Below are 25498 nucleotides of genomic sequence, written 5' to 3'. Positions count from 1 at the left end.
CCTTTACCAGTTTAGTACCTTCTTTAATGCCTTCTCGAAGGCCGCTATATCGGCCTCGGTGGTGTATCTTCCCATGGAGATGCGCAGGGCGTTGTAGGACGTATCTCCGGTGACGCCCATGGCGCGCAGGACGTGGCTCGGCTCCAGGGAGTGGCTGGAGCAGGCGCTGCCGCCGGCGACGCAGATGCCGAGCTGGTCGAAGCGCAGTACCATGGTCTCGCTCTCCCACTCATCGGCCAGGCCGTGGACGATGTTGGGGAGAAAGTCGCGGCTGCCCGCATCCACCTCCACCGTGGGCTGGATGCCGCCGATGGAGCCCATGGCCGCATAGAGGCGGTCGCGCAGGGCGCGCAGGCGGGCGGACTCCTCCGGCTCGGCTTCCTGGGCCGCCTCCAGGGCGGCGACGAAGCCGGTGACGCCGGCGACGTTCTGGGTGCCGCTGCGGCGACCGGATTCCTGACCGCCGCCCAAAAGGTAGGGGGCGAAGGGAGTGCGGGCCTTCAGGTACAGGGCGCCCACGCCCTTGGGGCCGCCGATCTTGTGGGCCGAGAAGGAAGCCGCATCCACGCCGAGCTTCTGCACATCGAGCGGCATCTTGCCCAGGGCCTGCACGGCATCGGTGTGGAAGAGGGCGCCGCGCTCGTGGGCCAGCGCCGCCAGCTCGCGGATGGGCTGGATGGCGCCCACCTCGGAATTCGCCGCTTGCACTGAGACGAGCACCGTGTCGTCGGTGAGCGCCTCGGCCAGCGACGAGGCCTCGATGAAGCCCTGGCGGTTGGGGCGCAGGTAGGTGACGAGCACGCCCTCGCCCTCGAGGCGCCGGCAGGGCGCGAGCACGGCATCGTGCTCGATGGCGGAGGTGATGACGTGCAGGGCGCGGTCCTTCTGGCCGGTAAGGCGCCGCTGCTCGGCAGCCGCCTGCACAAGGCCGAGGATGGCCGCGTCGTCGGCCTCGGTGGCGCCGGAGGTGAAGACGATCTCATCGGGGCGCCGGGCGCCCAGGGCCCGGGCCGCGCGGCGCCGGGCGCTTTCCAGAAGGTCGAAGGCGGCGCGCCCCACCCCGTACAGGGCGTTGGCATTGGCATTCACGGCCAAGTTCGCAGGCCCGGGCACCTGGAAGGGCGCCATGGCACCGGCCGCCTCGGCGCACAGGGGGGCGGTGGCGGCGTAGTCCAGGTAGATGAAGCCCGCCGCCGGCTCGGGCAGGGTGGCGTCCTCGGCATCGGCGCGCCCCTCGGCCATGGCCACATCGGCCGCCAATTCGCGCTCGACGGCCGCAAGGTTTTCCTCGGTGTTGCTCATCGCGCTTCTTCTTCCTCTTAATTCCATTGGCCACGGGCCAAGGCAGCCTCGCGGGCCTCATCGGCCGCGCCCTTCACGGCGCCAATGGCCGCCCGCGGGTCGTCGGCCTTGAACACGGCGTTGCCGCAGACGAGCACATCAGCCCCGGCGGCGGCCACAAGCGGCGCCGTGGCCAGACCGATGCCGCCATCCACCTGGATGAGCAGCTCCTCGTTGCCGGCCGCCCGCGCCATCTGCACCACCTCGGCCACCTTCAAATCGGACCCCGCGATGTAGCTTTGCCCGGAAAAGCCCGGCTCCACCGACATGACGAGCGCCATGTCCAGCTCGGCGATGACCGGCGAAAGCGCGCTCACGGGCGTCTTGGGCTTTAAGGCCGCCGCCGCCAGAAGGCCCGCCTCGTGGATCTGGGCGATGGCCCGCGCCAGATCGGCCTCGTCCAGCGCCTCCACGTGCACGTTCAAAAGGTCGGCGCCGGCGTCAATGAACCAGGGCAGCTCGTCCAGCGGATTGTCGATCATGAGGTGCACGTCGCACAGAAGGTTCGTGGCGGGCTTGAGCTGCTTCAAGAGCGGCACACCCATGGTGAGGTTCGGCACGAAGTGGCCATCCATGACGTCGATATGGACGAAGGCGGCGCCGCCCTCCTCGATCATGCGAATGTCCTGCCCGAGGTTCATGAAATCGGCGGACAAGATAGACGGGGCGATTTTCACAGGTTGGTACATAGGACGCATCCTCATCTCGCGGCTTTCCGATGGCGACATTCTACCGCGACGACGGTGCTCCGACGGCCTATAATGGCCATCAGCGGCAAACCTGCACGGAGCGGCCCGACGCCCACGGCCGGCCCCGCAGATGCGCCCGCGCCCCGATGGGGCGCCGACGCCTTCCGACGAGAGCGAGGACACCCATGCCCAGCACGACTCGCAGCACCTTCTTCACCTATCCGACGAAGTTCGGGCCCGTCACCATCGCCGCCGACGGCACCGCCGTAACCGCCGTCAGCTTCGGCGAGCAGAACCTCCCCGGCGACCGGCAGCCCACAGCGCTCACCACCGAGGCCGCCAACCAGATCATGGCCTACCTCGCCGGCCAGCGATCGGCGTTCACCGTTCCCATGCGCCCCGAGGGCAGCGCCTTCCAGCAGGAGGTATGGAAGGCCGCGGCGAACATCCCCTACGGGCACACGACCACGGCCCGCGCCCTCGCCGAGACCCTGGGCCGCCCCGGCTCCTTCCGCTCCGTCGGAGCCGCCCTGCGCGCCTGCCCCACTCCCCTGCTCGTACCAACGCACCGCATCGTCACCGCCACCGGCAAGCCCACCGACGACATCAACGCCGCCCTCCTGAAACTAGAGCAGCAGCCTCTCACCAGGTAGCGCTCCCAGGCGCCGGGGCAAGCCGAGACCCCGTAGCGTCCGAGAGCGCGGACAGGTCGATCAGGCCGCCGCGTCCTGCAGGGCGTCCAGCTTCGCCATGCACTCGTCAACGGTCGCCCCACCGAGCAAATCGCGCACGATGAGGCACACATTGCCCCACTGTTCCACGTCCATACCCGCGTTCGAGGCGAGCACGTAGGTATCGGCCTGCACCAAATCGTTCAAGGGGCGAAGCGGCTCGGCGCAATCCACTTCCACGTTCTTCGAAGGCGAGATAACGCGGTTGGTCTCGGCGTACAGCTGCAGGGCCTCGTCCGAGCAGATGACGTCCACCACCTTGAGAGCCTCGTCGCGGTGCTCGGCCCGCTCGCCCACGGCGCATCCGGTCATGGAGAGCACGGGCATCTGGCCGCGCGCGCTCGGGAAGCCGATAACCTCCATATCGAATGAGGGGCTGCCGTAGGCGGTATCGGTGTTGGCCGCGCCCCAGTAGGCCATGACGATGGGGCACGTTCCCGCCATGAAGTCCTCGCCCTCGCCGGCCCCCTCGAAGGCCTCGCTCACCAGCGCGTTCTCGGCGTCGACGTAGCCGAGGCCGATCAGCGTCTTCAAGAACTCGAATCCGGGGCGCATGTAGTCGCTGTAACGGGTCTCGCCGGCGTTGAGAGCCTGCACCTCGGCGGCCACATCTCCTCCGTTGTACAGATCGGCGTAGGCCTGGGCGAAAACGAAGGTCTCCAGCCACCAGCGGTTGGCGCCGACGGGCGTCTCATAGCCCTTCTCTTTGAGAACCCGGCAGCATTCCAGAAACTCCTCGGGCGTGTTCGGCAGCGAAAGCTCGCATTCGTCGAAGATATCCTTGTTCACGAACAGGCCGTAGGCCACCACCTCTTGGGGAATGGCCACGAGCTTGCCGTCGACCGTGTTGGCCGTGCGCACCACCTCCCGCAGGTTCTGGGCGCAGGAAAGCCCCGACAAGTCGGCGAGGTGCCCCTCCGACCCGAGGGTCACGATGGTGTCGGTGTTCAGCAGGTACAGATCGTCCGAATTATTGCGGGCCCGCTCCAGGCACACCTCGTCGTAGGTCTTGTCCTGGTAGTTCTCGGCCGTGTAGGTGTGATAGGCCAGCGTGAGCCCGAGCCGCTCCTCCGCCATGGCGATCGTCAGGTCGCTGGCCGTGCGGGCCGTGTTCTCGGTGTCGGGGCTGATCTTCTCCATGGGGCTGAAGAAGTTCACCGTCCTCTCCTCGTCGACATCCTGCACGGCCAAATTCTCCGCCGGCGCCGAGGTGCTGCAGGCTCCGAGCACCAGAGCGCCGACGAGCGCGACGACTGCCACGGCCCCCTTGCGGACGCGCTTGCTCGCGATAGGTCTCATGATCGTCCTTTCTCGACGAAGCGGTCGACGGCGCGCCGCAGCTCGTCTATCTCCAAGGGCTTCGCCACATGGGCGTTCATGCCGGCGGCCAGCGCCGCCTTCTCGTCTTCCACGAAGGCATCGGCGGTCATGGCGAAGATGGGAATAGTCGCCGCATCCGCCCGCGCGAGCGCCCGGATGGCCTGGGCGGCCGCATGCCCGTTCATGACTGGCATCTGCACGTCCATGAGGATGGCGTCGAACTCGCCGGGCTCGCAGCGCTCGAAGCGCTCGACGGCCAGCTTGCCGTTCTCGACGATCTCCACCGTGGCGCCCTCCATCTCCAGCAGATCCGTGAGGATGCCGGCGTTGAGGAAATTGTCCTCGGCGGCGAGGAAGTGCTTGCCGGAAAGTACCTGGGCCAGATCGTCGTCCTCGTCAGTGCCCACGCCGCGCACGGTCTCGATCTTCTGCTTCAGCATGGAGGGGAAGAAGGGCTTGGTCAGCACCGCCGCGCCTTGCGGCAGCACCACATCGTCGTCTTGGTCGAAGGTGTGCTCGAGCATGAACAGAAGCGGCGTCTCCGCGCTCGCCCGCAGGTCGTCGGCCGCGCGCACGGCGGCGTCATTAAGCCACGGGACGCCGACGAGCACCACGTCGTAGCTGCCGCGCGCCTCCACCAGCTTGCGAGCCGCATCGGCACTGGCCGCCCCGTCCACTTCCACGCCCGTGCCCTCCATGAACTCGGCGATGGCCCCGTGCGCCGCAGGCGAGGCGTCCGCCACGAGCATGCCCTTGATGCCGGCGCGCTCCCAGAAGTATCCGGCAGCCTGCTCCTCGGGGATGCGCAGCTCCAGATCGACCCGGAACAACGACCCCTTCCCCACCTCGCTTTCCACCTCGATGGTACCGCCCATGAGGTCGACGAGGCTCTTGGTGATGGACATGCCGAGCCCCGTGCCCTGCACTTTGTTGGTGGTGGAGTTCTCGGCGCGCGTGAACGAGTCGAAGATGGTCTTAAGGAACTCCGGCGTCATGCCGTAGCCATCGTCCTCAACCTCGATGCGCAGATGCTCCAGTGCGTTGGAATGCGCCGGAAGCCCGATGAAGCGCAGCCAGATGCGACCGCCCTCCGGGGTGTACTTCACGGCATTCGACAGCAAGTTCAGCAGAATTTGGTTGAGGTGCGTCTCGTCGCCGATGAGGCGCTCGTGGCGGACAGAGCGGATCTCCGCGCAGAACGTCTGCCCCTTGTCCCGGGCCATGGGCGCGATGATGGATTCCGCCGCCGCCAGAGAGTCGCCCAAATCGAACTCCGCCAAGGTGAGCGACGCTTTGCCGCTCTCGATCTTCGAGATGTCCAGCACGTCGTTGATGAGGTCGAGCAGATGGCGCCCCGAGGCCATGATCTTGCCGGCGCAGTCGCGCACCTTCGCGGGGTTGTCGGCCTCCTTCTCGATGATGGTGGTGAAGCCAAGCACGGCGTTCATAGGGGTGCGGATGTCGTGGGACATGTTGGCAAGGAAGGCCGACTTCGACTCGTTGGCCACCTCGGCCGCCCGAAGCGCCTGGGCGAGCTGCTCGGCGTGCAGCGCGCGTTCCTCCTCCCGTGCCCGCTGGGCCCGGGCCTGCTTGCGCCGGTTGAAGCCGTAGAGGATGACGCACAGGCAGAAGGCCGCAATCGTGATGGAAGCCACCATGACCAGAGCGACGTTCACCGCCTGGGCCTCGCGCTGGATGGCCTCCATGGGCACATAGCCCACCAGATAGGTGGTGCCATCTCCGATGGACCACAAATAGCACAGGGCCTCAGTGCCCTTCACCTTATGGGCGAACATGATGTTCTCGCGGTTCGCGATGCCGTCTTCCACCATGGCGAGAATGGCCGGGTCAGTGATGTTGTTGGCCCGGTAGAAGTCCTCCAGATTCACATGCCCCGCATCACGCTCGCCCATGCCCTCGGGCTTCAGCACGAAGCGCTCCGTGGCGGCGTCCATGAGATAGAGCACGGCCCGCTGGCCGTAGAAGCCCTGGGGCAGCGACTGGTCGATGGCATCGAAGGTGTACTCGGTGTACAGCTCGGCGATGGGGACGCCGTCGCGCTCGATGGGACACTTCACCGTGTAAGCCCAGCTGCCCTCGGCGTTCACATAGGCCTGGGAGACGGGCAGCCCCCCGATGGCTCCCCCGCCGCTGAAATCGAGCGACGCCGGATCGAAGGGGGCGCCGTCGTTGGAGACGCCGACGTCGGCCCCCTGGGGCACGACGGAGATGAGCGCGGCGGCATCGCTTTTGCCCAAGCGCTCCACAGCGGCGGCCGGATCGCCCGCAGCGGCCAGCTCGGTGGCCAAAAGCCGTTGGAACTGCGCCTCGCTGTCCTGAATGGCCTCCACCGTGCTTTCCATGAGGTTCAAGTTCTCGTTGAGGTTCAGAATGGCGGCATCGGCCATGTCGTCGGAGGTCTTCTTCGAGACGGCCCAGATAGAGGCCCCCATGACCGCAAAGATGAGCACGATGACCAAGGTCAGGCGCGCGAAGCCCTTCCGATCCCGGACGGCGTTCTCGGTCGTCTTCATAGCGGCGGCGCACCCTTCCCCTTCGAAATTTGCTTGCTTAACAGTACGTCATCAGAGGGGAAACTGCAAGGCGAAAACGGCATACGACAAGGGGAAAACGAGGCGCGGCCGCAAAGAGATGCCCATAAAAAAGCTCCTCCGGCAGGGGAACCGGAGGAGCTTTGCTCAGTACGCACGGAGGAGAAGGGGATAACGTGCGCATGGAAATCGTTTCCGCCGCGAGGGTTTTGAGAGAGGAGAGAGGAGGGTTCACGCAGGAGACGGTGCGACGGAAAGCTCGAATTGGTTGTCAAGGACCTCGCGGTACGGGCGCCCGGTTGCCCGGATTTCCGCCCTTCCGCTCGGCTGATGACAACAATAAGGCCTTCCCGTCCTCGTGAAAGCGGGAAGGCCCGACGGTTGCGACCATGTATGCACCCCGTTTACCTGGCGAAATCTTAAGGCAATCGCTCGTATTTTACGAAGCAAACCCGAGATTCGGGGCGGGGGTGCCGCGCGCAGTTCGGTCTATGGCAAACGGAAAGGCCCGAACCCCCAGACGAGAAGTGCCATAGACCGCTGTTTGAGCACGGCACCCCCGTCCCGGCGTTAAAGGCCGGACAACCTGAAAGATCGCTCTAGTAGAACTCGCTCTTCAGCGGCCGATCGATGAGGGCGGCCGCGGCCTCGCGCGGGTTCACCCCTTCCCACACGACGCTGCGCACCGTATCAGTCAGAGGCAAATCGACCCCGTAGCGGGCCTCGAGCGTGGCCAGGGTCTTGCAGGCGATGGCCCCTTCCACCACCATGTGGGTCTGCGCCGTGAAATCGTCCAGGGTAAGGCCGCGGGCCACGTACTGCTCGCCGAACCGCCGGTTGCGCGAGTGCTGCGACATGCAGGTGACCACCATGTCGCCGGCGCCCCCGAGCCCCATGCAGGTGAGTGCCTCTCCCCCGGCGGCCACCACCATGCGGCTCATCTCGGCGAGACCGCGGGTGATCAGCATCGCCGCAGTGTTGTCGCCGAAGCCCATGCCGTAGGAGATGCCCACGGCAATGGCGATGACGTTCTTGAAGGCGGCGCACAGCTCCACCCCGACCGGGTCGTCGGAGGTGTAGGTGCGGAAGAACCGCGTGGCGAACAGGTCGCGGAAGAACAGCGCCGTCCCCTCGTCGGCCGACGCCACCACCGCGGCCGACGGCTTGCGACAAATAACCTCCTCGGCATGGGTGGGGCCCGACAGCACCGCCATGCGCCCGGCGTTCCCCAGCTCGGCGGCGAAGGTATCGATGGGAAGCAGGCCCGTCTTTTCCTCCACGCCCTTCGAGCAGATGACGATGGGGGTCGCAGGCGCAATGAGCTCTCGCAGGTCGGCGGCCACCGAGCGCAGGGCGGCCGAGGGCGTCACGATGACCACGGCCTCAGCGCCCTCGCAGGCACACGCGTAGTCGGCGGTGGCGCGGATGGCGGAAGGAAGGCGGTAGTCCGAGAGGTACCGAGGGTTGCGGTGCTCCTCGTTGATGGCACGGGCCACCTCGGGCGTGCGGGCCCAGAGCACCACCTCGTGGCCTGCTTCCGCCAGCACGAGCGCCAACGCCGTTCCCCAGCTGCCGGCCCCAATCACTGCTACGCGCATATCAATCCTCTCTCTTGGTCGCAACTCCCCCAGAGCGGAGCTACGCGGTATTCTGATTCGCTCAGACAGTCCTCGCTTTGTGAAACAGGACATTGAGTCCTGTTTCAGTCGCTGCGGAACTCGCTCGGTCAGAACACCCCGTATCTCCGCTTCGCTCAACCATGGTTGATGCTAGGCTGCTTTCTTACCACCTATCTTGTTCTCCGTGCCCGCGCGCAGGCGGGCGATGTTGGCGCGGTGGGCCCAGATGACGACGCAGGCCGTGGCAGCGATGATGAGCCAAGGTACCCACTGGCCCCAGTAGAAGTATAGGGCGAGCAGCGGGCAGATGGCCGCCGCGGCGATGGAGCCCACGGACACGCAGCGGGTGATGGCGATGCCGAGGGCGAACGCGGCGATCTCGATGAAAAAACCCACCGGACCGAATACGAACCACAGGCAAGCGGCGGCCACCGCGATACCCTTGCCGCCCTTGAACTTGAGCCAGGGGCTGAAGATGTGGCCGAGCGTGCAGCCCGCGAAAGCGAGGGCCAAAGCGAGGCCCACCGGATTCAAAGCCGGATTGCCGAAGATGCCGAGAAGCAGCTGGCCGTCGGGAGTGACGGCGTCCACCGGCACCGCAGCTATGGCCGGGGCGAACACAAAGGCCGCGAGCCAGCCGGACAAAAGCCCCTTCCCGAAATCGAGCACGAACACGAGCGCACCCCCGACCTTCCCCATGGCCCTGAAGGCGTTGGTGGTGCCGATGTTTCCCGATCCCTCGTCGCGGATGTCCTTGTGAAAGGCCAGCTTCGAGACGATGACGCCCCAGGGGATGGAGCCCAGCAAAAACGAGACGATGAACGACAGGGTCAGATACGTGATGACGGTGTCCACGGGTTAGTCCTTCTTCTTGAACTTGAGGCGGATGGGGGTGCCCTCCAAGGGGAAGGCCTCGCGCATGCGGTTCTCAAGGTAGCGCTCGTAGTTGTCGTCCACGACATCGGGGCGATTCACGAAGAAGGTGAAGTGCGGCGGGCAGGTGCCGGTCTGGGTGAGGTACTTCATGCGTAACACCGCTTTGCCCTTCGACACGGTGTGCCCCGTCTCGCGGATACCGGCGAGCCAGGTGTTCAAACGGGCCGTGGGGATGGTGCGGCTGTAGTTGGCATACACGTCGTCGATGGCACTCCAGATGCGGTCGACGCGCTTGCCGGTGAGCGCAGAGATGGCCACCACCGGCGCGTAGCCCACGAACGTCATGCGGTCCTCGATGCGCTCGCGGATCTTCGCCTTCTCCTCGGGGCCCTCCACGATATCCCACTTGTTCAGCACGATCACCATGGCGCACCCGCGCTCGGCGGCATACCCGGCCACGCGCTGGTCCTCGTTGGTGAGGCCCAGGGTGCCGTCGATGACGAGCAGGGCCACGTCGGCGCGGTCGATGGCGCGCATGGCTCGCACGAAGCCGTAGTATTCCACGTCCTCGTCGATCTGGCTCTTGCGGCGCAGGCCCGCGGTGTCCACGATACGGTACATCTGCCCCTCGTGCTCGACCAGGGTGTCGATGGCGTCGCGCGTGGTGCCGGCCACATCGGACACGATGGAGCGGTTGTTGTTGGTGAGCTTGTTGGTGAGCGAGCTTTTCCCCGCATTCGGGCGGCCGATGATGGCCACGTTGATGGCCTCGACCTCCTCTTCCGGAACGACCTCTACCTTTCGCAGCTCGTTCACGACCTCATCCAACAAGTCGCCCGTGCCGTTGCCGTGCTGGGCGCTCACCGGCCACGGGTCGCCCAGGCCGAGCGCGTAGAACTCCCACACTTCATCCATGCGGGCCGGGTTGTCCATCTTGTTCACGGCGACGAACACCGGCTTGCCCGCCTTCTGCAGGATGCGGGCCACCTCCTCGTCGTCGGTGTTGATGCCGGCCTTGCCGTCCACGAGGAAGATGATGACGTCGGCCTCGCGCGCCCCCTCGAAGGCCTGGGCGCGGATGGAGCCTTGGAAGGCGTCGTCGCCGCCCATCTCGATGCCGCCGGTGTCGATGAGCATGAACTCGACGCCGTTCCAGTCGGCCTTATGATAGCTGCGGTCGCGGGTGACGCCGCGCATCTCGTGCACGATGGCGTCGCCGGTTTGGGCGATGCGGTTGACCAAGGTGGACTTGCCCACGTTCGGGCGGCCCACGATGGCGACGATGGGAAGGGCCATGGGTATCCTCGCTATTCTTTACGACTCGTCTTGGGCGAGCTTTATGATCTCAGGCAGATAATCGAGCGGGTTACAGGATACCACGGACACCGGGGCGCCGGCCGCGTTTTCGATATCCTGCACGGTCATGTCATCGAGCGTCACGCCGTTGTCGTTGAAGATGACTTTAGGGAGAAGGAAGAGCTGGTGGGTCCCTTCTTCTTCCTCGCTGGCGGCCTTGATGGCGGGGGCGATGTCGGAGGCGGTGAGGAGGCCGGTGACGTTGACGTTGCCGCCGAAGTAGTCGTTTCTCACCGTGAGGGGGACGAGGCGGCCGGCCAGGGAGCTGTTCGCGATCATGGCGTCCAGGAAGGGCTGCATGGCCTCGCCGATGATGTAGCGGGCCGTGAGGTTTCGAGCGGCCAGCGCCTCAGCGGCGCGGGCAGCCAGGCCGTTTTCGCAGACCTCTTCGAACTCGTCCACATAGGAGCGGACGATGCCGATGCCGTCCTCGAACATGTCGTAGTCGCCGTAGTCGGAGGCCGGCGGGATATGGGCCGGGGTGTCGGCGCCGAAGGCGTTCACGTAGAACTCGTCGGCGGCGAAGACCCAGGGGCCTCCGCGCTCGGCCCGGGCGCGCTGCTGGAAGGGGGCGATCACATCGATGACGCCGCGGGCGGCCTCGGGCGTCGTGAAGCTCTCGTGCAGGGCCGTTTGGTGCTTGGTGAAGCCCAGAGGCACGATGCCCACGCCGTTTATGCCGGGGCGCTCCCAGGCCCATTCCAAGGTCTCGCGCAAAGCGTCGCCGTCGTTCACGCCGGGCATGAGCACGATTTGCGCATGGGCCTCGATGCCGGCCGCCAGGAGACGGTCGAGGGCCGCCAGGCCATGGGCGGCGTGCTTGCCGATCATGCGGCGGCGCAGATCCGGCTCGCTCGCGTGCAGGCTCACCCGCAAGGGGCTGATGTGCTGCTCGATGATGCGGGTCTCGTCTTCCGGCTTCAAGTTCGTGAGCGTGACGAAGGTGCCCGAAAGGAAGCTCAGACGGAAGTCGTCGTCGCGCAGCACGAGCGAGGGGCGCACGCCGTCGGGCAGCTGACGCATGAAGCAGAACACGCAGGCGTTGCGGCAGAGCTTCACACGGTCGAACAGGACGCCGTCGAATTCAAAGCCCCACCGTTCACCCGGCTCCCGCTCCAGCTCCACCTCCCCGGCCTCGCCATCCAAATCGATGTAGCCCACAGTGATAACGTCGTCGGCGGCAAGCCAGCGCCAGTCGATGATGTCGCGCAAAGGCTCGCCGTCCACAGTCGTGAGGTAGCAGCCGGGCGCAAAGCCGGCGTCGTCGGCGGGGCTTTCCGGCTCCACGGCGATAATGCGCGCCGCCGGCCCCGCCCAGGCCGCGGCCGCCGCCTCGGCAGGAGTGAGGGTCGCCTGCTCGCAGGCGGCACAGGGCGCATTGGCCTCGCGCTCGATGTCTTTTCCGGGGTAGGTGGCCATGGCTACAGGGCGCGCAAGAATTTTTCCACGGCGGCGATCTGGTTCTCAGGGGTGCTCGCGCCGGCCGTGACGCCCACGCGGCGGCAACCGGCAAAGGCGGCCGGATCCAGCTCGTCGGCCGATTCGATGTGGAAGGTGCGCGGGCAGGTGAGCGCGCACACCTCGGCCAGCCGCGTGGTGTTCGACGAGTTGCGGCCGCCGATGACCACCATAGCGTCCACGGCCGAAGCCAGATCGGCTGCGGCCTCCTGGCGCTGGCGCGTGGCCGAGCAGATGGTGTTCTTCACGATGGGCTCAAGCCCCGCCGCGCGCAGGGCGGCCACCACCGCCTCCAAGTTCTCGCGGCGCTGGGTCGTCTGGGCCACCACGCCCACCGGATCGTACAGGCCCTCCGGGATCTCCTCGGGCGCGGCCACCACGTCCACCTTGCCGCCGGCTTCCTCGGCCCAGGCAGTGAGCCCCTCCACTTCCGGGTGCCCCGCCTCCCCCACCACGATGACGCGGCAGCCCTCGCCGGCCAGCTCCGCGGCGGCGTGCTGGGCCCGGGACACATGGGGGCAGGTGGCATCGACCACAGTGAACCCGCGATCTTCCACAGCGGCGAGCACCTGGGGCGTCACCCCATGAGAACGGATGACCACCGCCGGCACGTCCCCGGCTGCGGAAGCTGACCCTTCCGCTGACGCGTCCCCGGCTGCGGCACCTTCCCAGCAGATATCTTCCACGGAACCAACGGCCTCGGCGCCGCGGGCGGCCAGATCGGCCACCACCTGCGGATTGTGGATGAGTGGCCCGAGCGTGTAGGCCCGGCTCCCGTCGGCGATGACCTCGTCGGCCATGTCCAGCGCCCGCTGCACCCCGTAGCAGGCCCCGGCCCGCTTCGCGCGAATCACTTCCACGGTTAGCTCTCCTTCGCTTTCGCGGCGGCCTTGGCGGCTTTCTCGGCGCGAGCGGTGCGGGCGGCGCGGGCCAGCTCCTCGCTCGTGTGGCGCGGGATAGGATGCTCGGCGAACACCGGGGCGTAGTCGCGCGTCTCGGGGAACAGCGCCGCCATGTCCACGTCCTCGGGAGCGCAGCGGTAGTACAGCGCGAAGCACTCGCGCATGGCGTACCAGGTGCAGGCTTCCACGCGCTCGTCCTTCGGCAGGAAGTCGAAATCGCCGACGAGAATGGGATCGCCGTAGTCGACGGTCACCTTCGGGAAATGGACGCGCTGGCCCTTCTGCTTGATGCGCTCCACGCCGCGCACGGTCATGGGCAGGATGGGCACCTTCGCCATGCGGGCGATCACCGACACGCCGGCATGGATGGAGGGCACCCGGTCGGTCTTGCCACGGCGCGTGCCCTCGGGTAGGATGCCCACGAGCTCCTGGCGCTTGAGCATGCGCACGGCGCGCTTGATGGAGGTCATATCGGCGGTGTCGCGCTTCACGGGGAAGGCGCCCACCCGCGAGAGCGCCTGGCCGAGCAGGCCGTGGGCGTTGTCGAAGAGGCTGTCGCGGCCCATGAGGCGCACCCATTGCTTCGGGCGCGCGGCCAGGTACATGAAGACGACGTCGAAGAACGACGTGTGGTTGCAGATGACGAGCGCCCCTTCCGCGCCTTGGAAAGCGCGCAGCTTGTCGCGGTTGTCCACCCGGTAGCGGAACAGCAGCTTGCACAGGCCGCCCACCACCACGTAGGCCGCATTGCCGAACCAGTGCGGGATCTCGTTCTTGCTGGGTTCGCCACCCAGATCCATGTCCCACATTTCGGAGTATTTTAGGAACATCAGCGCGCCTCTCGGGCTAGCGTGCAGATCTGCTCGATGACTTCCTCGATGTAGTGAGCGGTGGAGTCGATGTGCACGGCGTCGTCGGCGGGGCGCAAGGGCGCTGTGGCGCGGGAGGAGTCGGCCGCATCGCGCCGGCGCAGGTCGGCCAGCACCTCGTCGTAGTCGATGGAACCGATGCCGCGATCGACGTTCTGGCGCACCCGGCGATGGGCGCGCTCCTCGTCGGAGGCGGTGAGGAACACCTTCACGGCCGCATCGGGAAACACCACGGTACCGATGTCGCGGCCCTCCACCACGTAGTCGCCGGCGTTGCCGATGCGGCGCTGCTGGTCGAGCAGCGCCTCGCGCACGGCGGGCGCGGCGGACACCGGGCTCACCGCGCGGTCGATCTCGGCGGTGCGGATGGCGTCGGTCACCTCATCGTCGCCGATGAATACGCGGCGCGGCACCGGGTCGCCTTCCACATGCCCGAAGGCAATGTCGTAGGTGCGGGCGATAACTCCCAAGGCCGACTCGTCGTCGAGCGCGACGCCGTCCTGCAGCGCGCGCCAGGCGATAGCGCGGTACATGGCCCCGGTATCGAGGCAGGAGAAGCCGAGCTCTTTGGCCACGGCCTTGGCCACGGTGGACTTTCCGGCCCCGGAGGGCCCGTCGATGGCGACGATCACTATTTCACCAGTCCCTTCAAGTCGGCGAGGAAGTCGGGGTAGCTCACGGCCACGCAGGTGAAGCGGGTCACCGATACGGGCACGCGCCCGCAGGCGCCCACGAGCGCCCAGGTCATGGCCAGACGGTGGTCACCGTAAGACTCGAAGACGAGACCTTGGGGCACCTGCAGCTGCGGGTTGCCTTCGACGAACAAATCGTCGCCCTCTTCCCAGGCGTCCACGCCGAGAAGCGCCAGGCCGTCGATGATGGCCTTGAGGCGGTCGGATTCCTTCACGCGCAGCTCCCCCACCTCGTGAAACACCGTGATGCCCCGGGCATGGGCCGCCACCAGGGCGAGCACGGGGATCTCGTCGATGACCGAGGCGATGTGCTGGGAGGGGATCTCGCAGCCGCGCAGCACGGGCGTGTAGTTCACCGTGATGGTGCCGCGGGGCTCCTTGCCCTCATGCCCGCCGTAGGACTCGCGGATGTCGGCGCCCATGCGCTCCAGCGTGCGCACGAACCCGATGCGGGCCGGATTCAGCGACACGTTCTGAATGGTGACGGAGCTGCCCGGCTTCAGCAGGGCGGCCGCGGCCACGAAGGCGGCCGAGGAGGGGTCGCCCGGCACGACGACGTCGGAGGCGAGCATCTCGGCGGGGCCGGTCACCGTGGCCACGCGGGTGCCGGCGGTGGTGGGCACGTTGAACTCCGGCAGCATGAGCTCGGTGTGGTTGCGCGAGGGCGCTGGCTCGTTCACGGTGGTGGTGCCGTCGGCGAAAACGCCGGCCAAGAGCACGGCGGTCTTCAGCTGAGCGGAGGCCATGGGGCTCGCGTAGTCGATGGCGCGCAGGGCGCGGTTGCCGCACACGGTGATGGGCAGCGTCTCCGGCGTCTCGGGCTTGAAATCGACGCCCATCTTCGCCAGGGGCGCCACGATGCGGCGCATGGGGCGCTTCTTGAGCGACTCGTCGCCGGTGATGGTCACCTCGATGTCCCACGGGGCCACAATGCCCATGAGCAGGCGCGCCGTGGTGCCCGAGTTGCCGCAGTCGATGGGGGCGGCAGGCTGGCTGGGCCCCTCGGCGCCCCAGCCGGTGACGGTGCCGGAAAGCGACCCGTCGGGCTGGGCCTTCAAATCGACCTCGGCGCCCAGAGCCTCCACAGCGCGAATGGAGGCGCGCACGTCCTCGGAATCGAGTACGCCGGAAAGATGCGAGGTGCCCTCGGCCATGGCCGCGAACAGCACGGCGCGGTGCGAGATGGACTTGTCGCCCGGCACCGTGACGTCACCTTTGAAGGGCCCCCCGAAAGGCTCGATGATCGTGTAGGGTTCTGCGAATTCGCTATTCGACATGAGCGTACTCCTTCGGCATGAGCGGACTGAACGATACGGAGAAACCGGCGTTGATCAGCTGCATCGAAAGCTGGCCGATATCGCCTTCATCGGTGAGGATGAGGGAGAGCACGGCGTTGCCCTCGCTGATGTGGTCGATGTCAATAGATTGTATATTGCAACCCACCGAGCTGGCAATGGTGCAGACCTCCGCGACCACGCCGGTGCGGTTCACCATGGGGATGCGCACCTCGAGCAGCTTCTCGGTGGAGGGCACCCAGGCGGCCGGCAGCGCGCGGCGGGCGTCGGCGGCCTCGGCGAGCAGGCGCGTGAACGTCTCGCGGTCGCCGGTTTCCAGCGCGGCGGCGAACGAGCCCAGGATGGAGGCCATCTCGTCCAGGCCGCTTTTCAGGGCGCAGGCGTTGTCGAAGGCGATGCCGCACCACAGCTTCGGGCTGCCCGCGGCGATGCGCGTGGTGTCCTTGAAGCCGCCGGCGGCCAGCCGCATGATGGAGCCGGTGTCGTCGGCGTGCGCGCTCGCCAGCTGCATGAGGGAGGAGGCCACCATGTGCGGCACGTGGCTCACCACGGCCACGGCGGCGTCGTGCTCCTCGCGGCGCAGCGACACCACGCGGGCATCGAGGCCGGTCACCAGCTCGTGCAGGTGCTGGAAGTCCTCGGGAACGGTGGACTCGTCGGGGCAGAGGATCCAGTTCGCGCCCTCGAAGAGATCGGCGCGGGCGCCGGCGATGCCGCTCTGCTCGGAGCCGGCCATGGGGTGGCCCGGCACATAGCGTGCAGGCGCCGGCAGAAGCTCGGCGGCCGCGGCGAGGATGTGGCCTTTAGTGGAGATGGTGTCGGTGACGACGCCGGTGTAGCCCCAGTCGCGCAGGCGGGCGAGGTAGTCGTCCACAGCGGCCACCGGCGTGGCGATGACCACGAGCTCGCAGTCGTTTTCGATGAAAGCGCGGAAGGCGGGGTCGTCGGGGCCCGAGGCCGCGTCGCACCAGCCGCGATCGGTGGCGGCGGCGCAGGTGGCGGCGTCGGTATCCACCCCGAAGACGCGCGCGCCGGGCATCTTGGCCGCAAGCGCCCCGGCCAACGACGCCCCGATGAGCCCGAGACCTATGACGGCCACGGCCGAGAAGGGGGCGTTGGCGCCGTTCAGTTCAGCAGATTCAGTCATGGGAGTGTCTGTTTCCTCAATCGATCAGGTACCAGTCACCACCCATTGTATACGAACGAACCGCCCCCGCGCCCAAACACCCGCCAGCGCCGCATTTTCCGCACGTCTCTCCGCCTCCGCAATGTTTGACAGGATTCCGTTTGGGGTTATATACTGACGGGGCTGGGTGGCTTGCCGGGGCGAACGGCGGCTACCTCGTTTTCAAGTTTGTAGCTTGGCGAAGTAGCCGTTTTCCGTACTTACCGGGAGCGGCTATTTCACTTTCTGGCCCTTACGGTCAGATCGATCACCGCAATAATCACGAGGACGAATGTCAGCAATTGCGTCCAAGTAACCATGGCAACCTCCTTATCTGAGGCAACCATGCCACCCAGCCAGTTATATGGTACCATAATGCAACGTACATTTGTACTAGTATTTTAGAGAAACTTTGCTATACTTCTCTCTACTCATGCAGCTGGCTTTTGGCCCAGCCTTCGTCGATGGCGGCGTTGCAGCGCTCGTCCAAAAAGGCGGCGCACTCCTCGGGAGTCGTCTTGCCCATGAGCAGATCGTGGATGCCCGTATAGAAGATTTCGCGCACTGTTTGGGTGTCGGGGTTGTTGCCCGTGAAATCCCATACGTTGCCGGCATTGGCGCGGAACAGATCGTAGAAGGGAATGTCGGCCCCGTAGCGGTCGGACACGCGCTTGCTCGCCGGTATCGCGCCCGCCGCGTAGTCGAGCCAGCACCCATCGCCGTACACAAAGGAGAGGAAATCCCTCGCCACCTGCAGCTTCTCAGCATCGCCGTTGTCGAAGATCTGGAAGCCCGAGGCGAAGGCAGTGGCGCTGCCGTCGGCATCGGGCCCCGGGAAGTTCACGAGCCCCACCGCATCGCCGTAGCGGGTGATGGAGGCGTTGTTCACCATGTAGATGGCCAACTGCCCCTGGCGGAACAAACTGGAGCAGTCTTCGATCTCGAGATTCTCCGCATGGGGCGGGAACCAGCCGCGTCCCACGCCGTCCTGAATCCACCGGAACGCCGACACACCCTCGGGTGCCGAGAGATTGAAGTGGCCAGCCTCGTCGTAGATGTTGGATCCGGCCGAGCGCAGAAGCGTCACGATATGGGTGTCGCCTTGGGAACTGCCCGCGTACATCATCATCGGGAAGCTTCCCTCGGGAAGCGAGGCGGAAAGCGCGTCCAAGATGCGCGTCCACTCGCTCAGCGACCAGGCGGTGATTTCCCCTTCGGCGATGAACTCCCCAAGCCCCGCGTTGCGGAACATCTCCTTGTTGTAGGCGAGCACGTTCTGGCGCGCCAGATAGGGCATCATATACGCGCGGCCCTCCACCACGCCCATGTTCCACAAATCGTCGAAGAGGTCGTCGCGGATAGCCGGAGTGGCGACATCGTCCAACGGCACGACGCGCCCGGTGCGAATGTAGGTGGAGATGTTGAAGTAGTCGCCGTAAAGCACGTCCGGTGACTTATCCGTATCGAACGACCCCTCGACGGCCTCGTCGTACTGGTTCTGCTCGAAGACGATGACCTCGACGTCGACGGGGCGCGCGTAGGTGCGCTGGAACTCGTCGGCCATGCCCTGGATGACCATCTCCACCTGACTGATGGAGTCGTCGAAGACGACATCGTGGCCCGTGCGGGGCACCTTGACCACCAGACGAACGGGCGCGGCACCCGTGAAGGGCAGGCCGCTGCAACCGGCAAGGGGCAGCGCCCCCGCGGCCGCGAGGAAGGCCGCTCCCGCGCAGAAGGCGCGGCGGGTCATGCCGCGACGAGGGATCGGCGGCGCGACGCTTTGCGTCGGCGACAATGCCGGCTCGATCATCCTGCGATGCGTTCTGCGGCTCTCGCTACTCATGAGGCACCGCTCTTCCGAACGGCCTCAAGCTTTTGCAGCATGACCGTCACGTTCAAAGGCTTGCTGAGGAAGTCGTCCATGCCCGATGCCAGAGCGCGATTGCGATCTTCGGCGAACGTGGAGGCCGTGCAGGCGAAGATGCGCACCGTCTTGGCATCGGCTCGCTTCAGATCGCGGATCGCGCGAGAGGCCTCGTAGCCGTCCATGACCGGCATCTGGGCGTCCATGAGGATGGCCGCGAAATGTCCCACCGGCGATTCGGAGAACAGGCGCACGGCCTCCTCGCCGTTTTCGGCCACGGTGATGGAGAAGCCCTCCTCGGTGAGGATGGACGAGATGATGTCGGCGTTCAGCTCGTTGTCCTCGGCCACGAGGATCTCGACGGGCACCCGAGCGGCTTCGGCACCAGACGGCGAGGAGACAGCCCGAACGGCTCCGGGGGCCCCGGGGGCTTCGACGGCTTCGGCGGTTTCGGCGACTTCGGCTTCCACCTTTTCCGCGCGTTCTGAGCCTCCCACGCCTTCCGCGCTTTCTACGCTCGACGAAATCAGCGAGGGCGCCTGAGCAGGCGTCGACCCATCACCATTCGCGACAGTAGGAAGCGTCACGATGACGGTGAAGCAGGAACCGCACCCCGGCTCGCTTTCCACCGTGATGGAGCCGCCCATCTGCGTCATGAGCAGGTAGCTGATGGACATGCCCAGCCCCGTGCCCTTCTGGGAATCGCTGTTGCGGTTGCGCTCTTGCGTGAAGGCGTCGAAGACGTGCTCGGCGAACTCCTTGGTCATGCCGCAGCCGGTATCGGCGATCGACACCGTGAGCACGGCCTCATTTCCCGACGCGTACACCGCCTCGTGCACCTTCATGGTGATGCGGCCGTCCTCGGGCGTGAACTTCACCGCATTCGACAGGATGTTCATGAGAACCTGCGACAGGCGCACCTCGTCGCCTCGAAGCCACGGGTGCTCGACCGTGCGCGACAGCTCGAAGCGGATCCCGCGGTCAGCCATGGGCCCACGCTGCATCTCGCAGACATTGTCGACCAGCGCGTTCACGTCGAAAGGCTCGCTCGTCAAATCGACCTTGCCGGCCTGCAGCTTCGACATGTCCAGGATGTCGTTCACGAGCGATAGCAGGTACTGGGCGGCCTTGCCGAGCCGATTCACGTAGTCGCGCATGGCGGCGGCGTCGTCCACGTGCCGCTCCATCAGATGGTTCAGGCCGATGATGCCGTTTAAGGGCGTGCGGATCTCGTGGCTCATGTTCGAAAGGAACTCCGTGCGCGCGACGGCCTCCGCCCGAGCCTGGATCGACTGCCTCATGAACCGGTAGATGACCGCCAGCATGACGGAGATGACCGCCACCATGGCCCCGAGCATGCCCACCGTCATGGCGATAAAGGGGGCGAAGCGCTGGCTGAACACCTCCGTCGGAACCGTCATGATGAACGACCACTCGGTACCTGCGACCGGCGCGAAGGACATGACGAGATCCTCGCCGGCGCTCGTTGTGCAATTGATGACGAAGCTCTCGCCCGCGGCGATGTTGCGGCGGATGTCCTCCACCGTGACGCCGTCGTCGATGCGCCCGGCCTCGAGCGTGTCGTAGAAGTTGTCGCGCCCGGCGAGGTCGGTGGCAGGGCTGGCGCTCACGATGTAATAGCCCCGCGCGTTCACGACCGAGGAGACGCCCTGGCCGTCGAAGCTCTCGATGACCAGCTGGCTGGAGATGGTGGACAAGTCGCTGCGGGCGAGCATGGCCACGAAGGTTCGCCCGCCGATTTCCGTATCGGGCAGACGGATGCCGAAGATGAGGGACTCCTTGGTGGTTTCCAGCCGGCCGTTCTCGTCGTCGTAGAGCATGGCGAAGTGCTCGCGCCCGTCTTCCATAAGCTCGTCGTAGGCGTGCTCGTCGGCACCGAGGCACACGTACGAGCTGCTGTAGAGCGTGCCGTCGGCTTCCATGAGATAGACCGCGTTGAACATGGCCGATGAGGCCGCCTCCAGGTTCAGCTGCTCCTGGGCCTCGTGCACCGTCTGCACGTCGTAGACCTCGAGGCGGTCGGCCACCGAGCCCAGGCGCGCGTAGCAATTGTTCAGCGTGCCCTCGATGGTCTCCACGTCGTGGCGGGATATCTCGTCCACGGAGGTCATGAGGTTGCCGGCGACCGTCGCGGAGAGTTGGGCCAGGTAGACGCAGACCGCGACGACGATGACGACCGCCGCGGCCGATACGATGGCGATGTACTTTCTGCGCTCCAAAAGCCGTCCTTGTGCATGCTTGTTATTCCTGCGCCAGTTTATCACTGAAAACAAGCGGTCACGAGAACGTAACTCGACGGTGAACTTGAAAGGGCCCGCAACCCAACCGTAGGGGGCGACCTTGGTCGCTCCTCTCAGGCGAGATCAACGTGCTTGACGAGGGCGAATCGAGGTTCGCCCCTACGAGAAGGAGCTTTCGAGTTCCTTGATGGCGGCGTAGAAGCGCTCGTTTTGCGGCGTGGGGATGCCGTGGGCCGCGCCCAGGCGGTTGATGGTGCCCGAGAAGAGCTCCACCTCGGTGGGACGGCGCGCCAGCACATCCTGGCGCAGGCTCGGCAGACCCTCCGGGTTCAAGTGGTCGATGATGTCGAGCCAGTAGGCCACGTCCTCTTCGGTGAGATCCACGCCTTCCGCCCGACCCACCGCCGCCACCTCGCGCATGGCGGCGATCATGGCCTCGCGCGCCTCGCCGGGTGCGTGGATGCCGCTGAAGCAGCAGTCGTAGACGGCACAGGCCTGGTTCACCCCCACGTTGCAGATGAGCTTGCCCCACAGCTGGTGCCGGATGTCATCCGGCGTGATGAAGGGCTGGTCGATGGCGGTGAGCCATTCCGTGACGCGCTCGAGGTTCGCCCGCTGGGCCGCGTCCTCGGCATCGTGGACGCCCAGGGCCATCACGCCCACGCAGCCGGCGGTCACCGTGGCGCCCACCTTGCGGGAGTCCATCTGCTGGGCGACGCACAAAAGGACGCGATCCCACCCGAAGCGCTCGGCGAGCACCTCCTCGCTCGTGACGCCGTTGAGCACCGAGATGATGGCGGTATCGGGGCCGATGAGCGGCGCCGACTGCTCGATGGCCTCGGGCAGTGCGCCGTACTTCACGGCGTACAAGACGACATTGAAGGGTTCCTCCGCGGCGCGCTCGGCAGCCTCATCGTAGGTCAGATAGGTGACGCGGATGGGCTCGCCGTTGAACGTGGCGGCCTCGGCGCGATAGCGCTCGGTGCGGGCCGTATCGGCGACCACGAAAACGCGCTCGGGCCCCATGGCGGCCCCGAAGCAGCCGGCATACATGGCCCCCAGCGACCCGAACCCGACAATGGCAACATTTTCAATAGGCCTCATAAGAGCCTCCTTGCTATATTCAACGGTGGCAATGCGCAGCGGGAACACGGGGCGCCTTGACCGAGCGAGTTCCGCAGATGGTATCGAAGGCGCAACGACGCAGGGAAAAGGCGACCTTGGGCCTTCGATACCATCGAGGACTGTCTGAGCGAATCAAGGTGCCCCGTGGTCCCGCCCCCCGAGGAGTCGCTACTGCATATCTTCCAAACGTCCGTGTTTCTCGTAGCGGGTGACGCGGGCGATGCGGTTGTCGTCATCCACGAACACCACGCGCGGGGCGTTGTCGGGATCGGCGAACTCCTCGGGAGTCATCTGCGCGTAGCACATGATGATGACCTTGTGCCCCGGCTCCACGCAGTGGGCCGCCGCGCCGTTCACGCAGATCATGCCGCTTCCCGGCTCGCCGGCGATGACGTAGGTCTCGAAGCGGTTGCCGTTGTCGATGTCGACGACCTGCACCTTCTCGTACTCCAAGATGCCCGCCGCGCGGGCAAGCTCGGCGTCCACGGTGATGGAGCCGACATAGTCAAGCTCGGCCTGCACCACCCGGGCGCGGTGGATCTTCCCCTTCAGGACGTTCAGCAGCATGGGCTACTCCCCTTCCTCGTACAGGAAGTTGTCGATGAGGCGCGTGCTCCCGATGTAGACGGCCATGGCCACGAGCGCCATGGCGCCGATGGCGTCGGTCGGCTGCATGGTCACACCGTCGACGACTTCCACGTAATCGATGCGCGCGAGCGGCTCGGCCTCGATGATGCCGCCCATGAGCGCCTTGAGCGCCGCGGCGTCGCGCTCCCCCGCCTCCACGGCCGCCTTCCCGGCGAAGATGGCCCGCGACAGCACGAGAGCCGCCTGGCGCTCCTCCGCGCTCAGGTAGGCGTTGCGCGAGCTTTTGGCCAGACCGTCGGCCTCGCGCACGATGGGACAGCCGACGACGGTCACGTTCATGTTCAAGTCGGCCACCATGCGCTTGATGATGGCGAGCTGCTGGGCGTCCTTCTGCCCGAAGAAGGCGCGATGCGGCTGCACGATGTTGAAGAGCTTCGTGACCACCGTGCACACGCCGCGGAAGTGCCCCGGGCGCGAGGCGCCGCACAGCGAGTCGGTGAGCGTTTCCATGACCACGAAGGTGTTGTGGGCCGGGGCGTACATGTCGTCCACTTCCGGGTGGAAGACGACGTCGACGCCGTGGCGCTCGCAGATGCGCGCATCGCGCTCGAGATCGCGCGGGTAGGCCTCGTAGTCCTCGCCCGGTCCGAACTGGATGGGGTTGACGAATACCGAGACGACGACGCGGTCGCTCGCCGCGCGGGCGGCGTCCATGAGGCTCTCGTGGCCCTCGTGCAGCGACCCCATGGTGGGCACGAGCCCGATGGAGAGCCCCTCGGCCTTCCAGGCGGCCGCGCGGGCCTTCATGTCCGCAACAGTGCGAATGATCTCCATGGCCGGCCTCCTAGAGGTTTTCCAGCACGCCCGCGGGGGCGGCGTAGGTGTGCTCGGCGGCGGGGAACGAGCCGTCCTTCACAGCGGCGTCGTAGGCGCGGTAGGCCTCGAGCATGACGTCGCCCACCTCGGCGAAGCGGCGCACGAACTTCGGCGTGAAGTCGTGGAACATGCCGAGCATGTCCTGGTTCACGAGCACCTGGCCGTCGCAGCCCGCGCCGGCGCCGATACCGATGGTGGGGATGGTCAGCTCCGCCGACACGCGTTCGGCGAGCTCGGCGGGAATGGCCTCGAGGACCACGGCGAAGGCGCCGGCCTCCTCCACGGCATGGGCATCCTCCAGAAGCTTGCGGGCCGAATCGGCCGTCTTGCCCTGCACCTTGAAGCCGCCCAGCGCGTTGATGCCCTGGGGCGTGAGCCCGATATGGGCGCACACGGGGATCTGGCAGTCGACGATGGCACGGATGCGGTCCGCCACTTCCACACCGCCTTCCAGCTTCACGGCGTTGGCGCGCGCCTCCTTCATGAGGCGGCCGGCGTTCACCACCGCGTCGTAGACGCTGGACTGATACGACATGAAGGGCATATCGACGACGACGAGCGCGTTCTTCGTGCCGCGGGCCACAGCGGCCCCGTGGTGGATCATGTCCTCCATCGTCACCGATACGGTGTCGCCCAGACCGAGCATGACGTTGCCGAGCGAGTCGCCGACGAGGATGGAATCAATGCCGGACTCGTCCACGAGCCGTGCCGTGGTGTAGTCGTAGGCGGTGATCATCGAGATCTTCTTGCCCTCGGCCTTCATTTTGAGAAACGTCGATACGGTAACACTCATGGTTACTTCCTTTCGATCCTGTCGCCCCGAGCCTTCCCGGGTGCAACGGTATCCTTCACTGGCGCGTATTATAAGCGCTGACGCCGACGCGGCATCCCAAAATGTTGGTGATTTCGATCAGATTTGCCGATACTGCCATTCTTGCGATCTATAAGAAAGCCGGCTGCGACCCGCGCCCCGACAAGAGGTCGACGTTGGCGCGCGTCGCGGATCGCGCCGGGACGCGGATCGGCTCAGATACTCGCAGACGCCGGAACATGGGCCAAACCAAGCCCTCGCCGGCATCCGGGCTAGGACGCGAGTTCCTTGAGGCGCGCCACTTCCTCTTCCGCGAGCGGACGCGAGGCGCCCCGGGGCAGATCCCCCAGGACGAGCGGGCCGAAGGCCTCGCGGTGCAGGGCGATCACCGGATGCCCCACGGCTTCCAGCATGCGACGCACTTGGCGGTTGCGGCCCTCGCGCAGGCGCACTTCCACGTAAGATCCCCTGGCGGCCAGCGCGTCGCGGCCGCGCTTGCCCCCGTGGCGCTGGCGGTACCCGCTGGCTCCGGCCCCCTCGCCGATAAGCTGCGCGGCCCGGCAGGCGTCGGCGCCCTCGAGCACGCGCACGGCCGCCGGCAGCGTGGGGCCGTCATCCAGCAGAACCCCTTCGCGCAAGCGCCGCACGTCGCCCGCGTCGGGCACCCCTTCCACCAGGGCCAGATACGTCTTCTCCACATGGCGTCGCGGGTGCAGAAGGCCATGGCCCAGCTGTCCGTCGTCGGTGAACAGCAGAAGCCCCGTGGTGTCGGTGTCCAGCCGCCCCACGGGGAAAAGCCCCGGATGGGCAAGCAGCTCGTCGGCCATGAGCGCAGCCACGGTGGGACGTCCCTGGGGATCGCTCATGGTGGTCACATAGCCGGCGGGCTTGTGCAGCAGGAACGTGGCGTTCTCCTCGGGCAGCGCGACGGGCGCGCCGTCCACGGCCACCATGTCCGCAGCAGGATCAACCTTCACGCCCATCTCGGTCACCCGCGCGCCGTTCACGGTCACGCGACCAGCCACGATCAGTTCCTCGGCATGGCGCCGCGAGGCCACCCCGGCCCGGGCCAGAAACTTCTGCAACCTCATTTCGGCCATGGCAG

Annotated in this window: 21 protein-coding genes; 1 reads left to right on the top strand and 20 read right to left on the bottom strand. The window is 66.3% G+C overall.

The annotated features are described in order from the left end of the window. Positions 1-3: 3 nt before the first annotated feature. Positions 4-1302: a cysteine desulfurase family protein gene (locus GO707_RS08915; RefSeq protein WP_306506391.1), complete on the bottom strand. Its 1299-nt coding sequence runs from the start codon at positions 1300-1302 to the stop codon at positions 4-6. 17 nt (positions 1303-1319) lie between these two features. Next, complete coding sequence (gene rpe, locus GO707_RS08910; RefSeq protein WP_157012833.1) at positions 1320-2030, bottom strand: ribulose-phosphate 3-epimerase; 711 nt, start codon at positions 2028-2030, stop codon at positions 1320-1322. A 185-nt stretch (positions 2031-2215) separates the two neighbouring features. On the opposite strand from rpe, the gene GO707_RS08905 reads away from it, so the two are divergent. Then, a complete protein-coding gene (locus GO707_RS08905) occupies positions 2216-2683 on the top strand; it encodes a methylated-DNA--[protein]-cysteine S-methyltransferase (protein ID WP_161128437.1) in 468 nt (155 codons plus the stop codon). Between the two features lie 60 nt (positions 2684-2743). Here the strand turns inward: GO707_RS08905 and GO707_RS08900 are convergent, their stop codons facing one another. The 18 genes from GO707_RS08900 to GO707_RS08815 form a co-directional block, all read right to left on the bottom strand. After that, positions 2744-4060 (bottom strand): ABC transporter substrate-binding protein, encoded by a 1317-nt coding sequence (locus GO707_RS08900; protein WP_157012831.1) that lies wholly within the window; start codon positions 4058-4060, stop codon positions 2744-2746. Beyond that, positions 4057-6615 (bottom strand): hybrid sensor histidine kinase/response regulator, encoded by a 2559-nt coding sequence (locus tag GO707_RS08895; protein ID WP_157012830.1) that lies wholly within the window; start codon positions 6613-6615, stop codon positions 4057-4059. Before GO707_RS08895 ends, GO707_RS08900 begins: the two co-directional genes overlap by 4 nt. Positions 6616-7232: 617 nt before the next feature. Beyond that, positions 7233-8231, bottom strand: a complete 999-nt coding sequence (locus GO707_RS08890; protein ID WP_157012829.1) for an NAD(P)H-dependent glycerol-3-phosphate dehydrogenase — start codon at positions 8229-8231, stop codon at positions 7233-7235. 171 nt (positions 8232-8402) lie between these two features. Then, positions 8403-9107, bottom strand: coding sequence for a glycerol-3-phosphate 1-O-acyltransferase PlsY (gene plsY, locus GO707_RS08885; protein ID WP_237974047.1), 705 nt, complete (start codon positions 9105-9107; stop codon positions 8403-8405). Positions 9108-9110: 3 nt separating this feature from the next. Then, entirely contained in the window at positions 9111-10424 is a 1314-nt protein-coding gene (gene der, locus GO707_RS08880) for a ribosome biogenesis GTPase Der (RefSeq protein WP_157012828.1), read from the bottom strand. Between the two features lie 18 nt (positions 10425-10442). Next, positions 10443-11903: a DUF512 domain-containing protein gene (locus GO707_RS08875; protein WP_157012827.1), complete on the bottom strand. Its 1461-nt coding sequence runs from the start codon at positions 11901-11903 to the stop codon at positions 10443-10445. 2 nt (positions 11904-11905) lie between these two features. Continuing rightward, a complete protein-coding gene (gene ispH / locus GO707_RS08870) occupies positions 11906-12802 on the bottom strand; it encodes a 4-hydroxy-3-methylbut-2-enyl diphosphate reductase (protein ID WP_161127448.1) in 897 nt (298 codons plus the stop codon). 2 nt (positions 12803-12804) lie between these two features. Then, positions 12805-13674 (bottom strand): lysophospholipid acyltransferase family protein, encoded by an 870-nt coding sequence (locus GO707_RS08865; protein ID WP_157012826.1) that lies wholly within the window; start codon positions 13672-13674, stop codon positions 12805-12807. Continuing rightward, positions 13674-14345, bottom strand: coding sequence for a (d)CMP kinase (cmk, locus tag GO707_RS08860; protein ID WP_161127447.1), 672 nt, complete (start codon positions 14343-14345; stop codon positions 13674-13676). Before cmk ends, GO707_RS08865 begins: the two co-directional genes overlap by 1 nt. Next, positions 14345-15682 (bottom strand): 3-phosphoshikimate 1-carboxyvinyltransferase, encoded by a 1338-nt coding sequence (gene aroA, locus GO707_RS08855; RefSeq protein WP_157012824.1) that lies wholly within the window; start codon positions 15680-15682, stop codon positions 14345-14347. The genes cmk and aroA overlap by 1 nt, the downstream gene beginning before the upstream one ends. Continuing rightward, positions 15672-16847 (bottom strand): prephenate dehydrogenase, encoded by a 1176-nt coding sequence (locus GO707_RS08850; protein WP_157012823.1) that lies wholly within the window; start codon positions 16845-16847, stop codon positions 15672-15674. The genes aroA and GO707_RS08850 overlap by 11 nt, the downstream gene beginning before the upstream one ends. Before the next feature lie 445 nt (positions 16848-17292). Next, positions 17293-18711, bottom strand: a complete 1419-nt coding sequence (locus tag GO707_RS08845) for an ABC transporter substrate-binding protein (RefSeq protein WP_157012822.1) — start codon at positions 18709-18711, stop codon at positions 17293-17295. Further along, on the bottom strand, positions 18708-20972 hold the full coding sequence (locus GO707_RS08840) for a hybrid sensor histidine kinase/response regulator (protein WP_157012821.1): 2265 nt from the start codon (positions 20970-20972) through the stop codon (positions 18708-18710). The genes GO707_RS08845 and GO707_RS08840 overlap by 4 nt, the downstream gene beginning before the upstream one ends. A gap of 180 nt (positions 20973-21152) precedes the next feature. Further along, a complete protein-coding gene (locus tag GO707_RS08835; RefSeq protein ID WP_157012820.1) occupies positions 21153-22097 on the bottom strand; it encodes a ketopantoate reductase family protein in 945 nt (314 codons plus the stop codon). Positions 22098-22286: 189 nt separating this feature from the next. Next, complete coding sequence (gene panD / locus GO707_RS08830; protein ID WP_157012819.1) at positions 22287-22685, bottom strand: aspartate 1-decarboxylase; 399 nt, start codon at positions 22683-22685, stop codon at positions 22287-22289. A 3-nt stretch (positions 22686-22688) separates the two neighbouring features. Continuing rightward, the gene (gene panC, locus GO707_RS08825; protein ID WP_114549692.1) at positions 22689-23540 is read right to left on the bottom strand and encodes a pantoate--beta-alanine ligase; all 852 of its coding nucleotides are present in this window, start codon (positions 23538-23540) and stop codon (positions 22689-22691) included. Positions 23541-23550: 10 nt separating this feature from the next. Further along, positions 23551-24375, bottom strand: a complete 825-nt coding sequence (gene panB, locus GO707_RS08820; protein WP_022739666.1) for a 3-methyl-2-oxobutanoate hydroxymethyltransferase — start codon at positions 24373-24375, stop codon at positions 23551-23553. A 290-nt stretch (positions 24376-24665) separates the two neighbouring features. Beyond that, complete coding sequence (locus GO707_RS08815) at positions 24666-25493, bottom strand: pseudouridine synthase (protein ID WP_157012818.1); 828 nt, start codon at positions 25491-25493, stop codon at positions 24666-24668. Between the last annotated feature and the right edge of the window lie 5 nt (positions 25494-25498).

It is taken from the genome of Adlercreutzia rubneri (assembly GCF_009755265.1).
GTDB classification, from domain to species: Bacteria; Actinomycetota; Coriobacteriia; order Coriobacteriales; family Eggerthellaceae; genus Adlercreutzia; species Adlercreutzia rubneri.
This window is presented reverse-complemented; position numbering and strand designations above follow the sequence as displayed.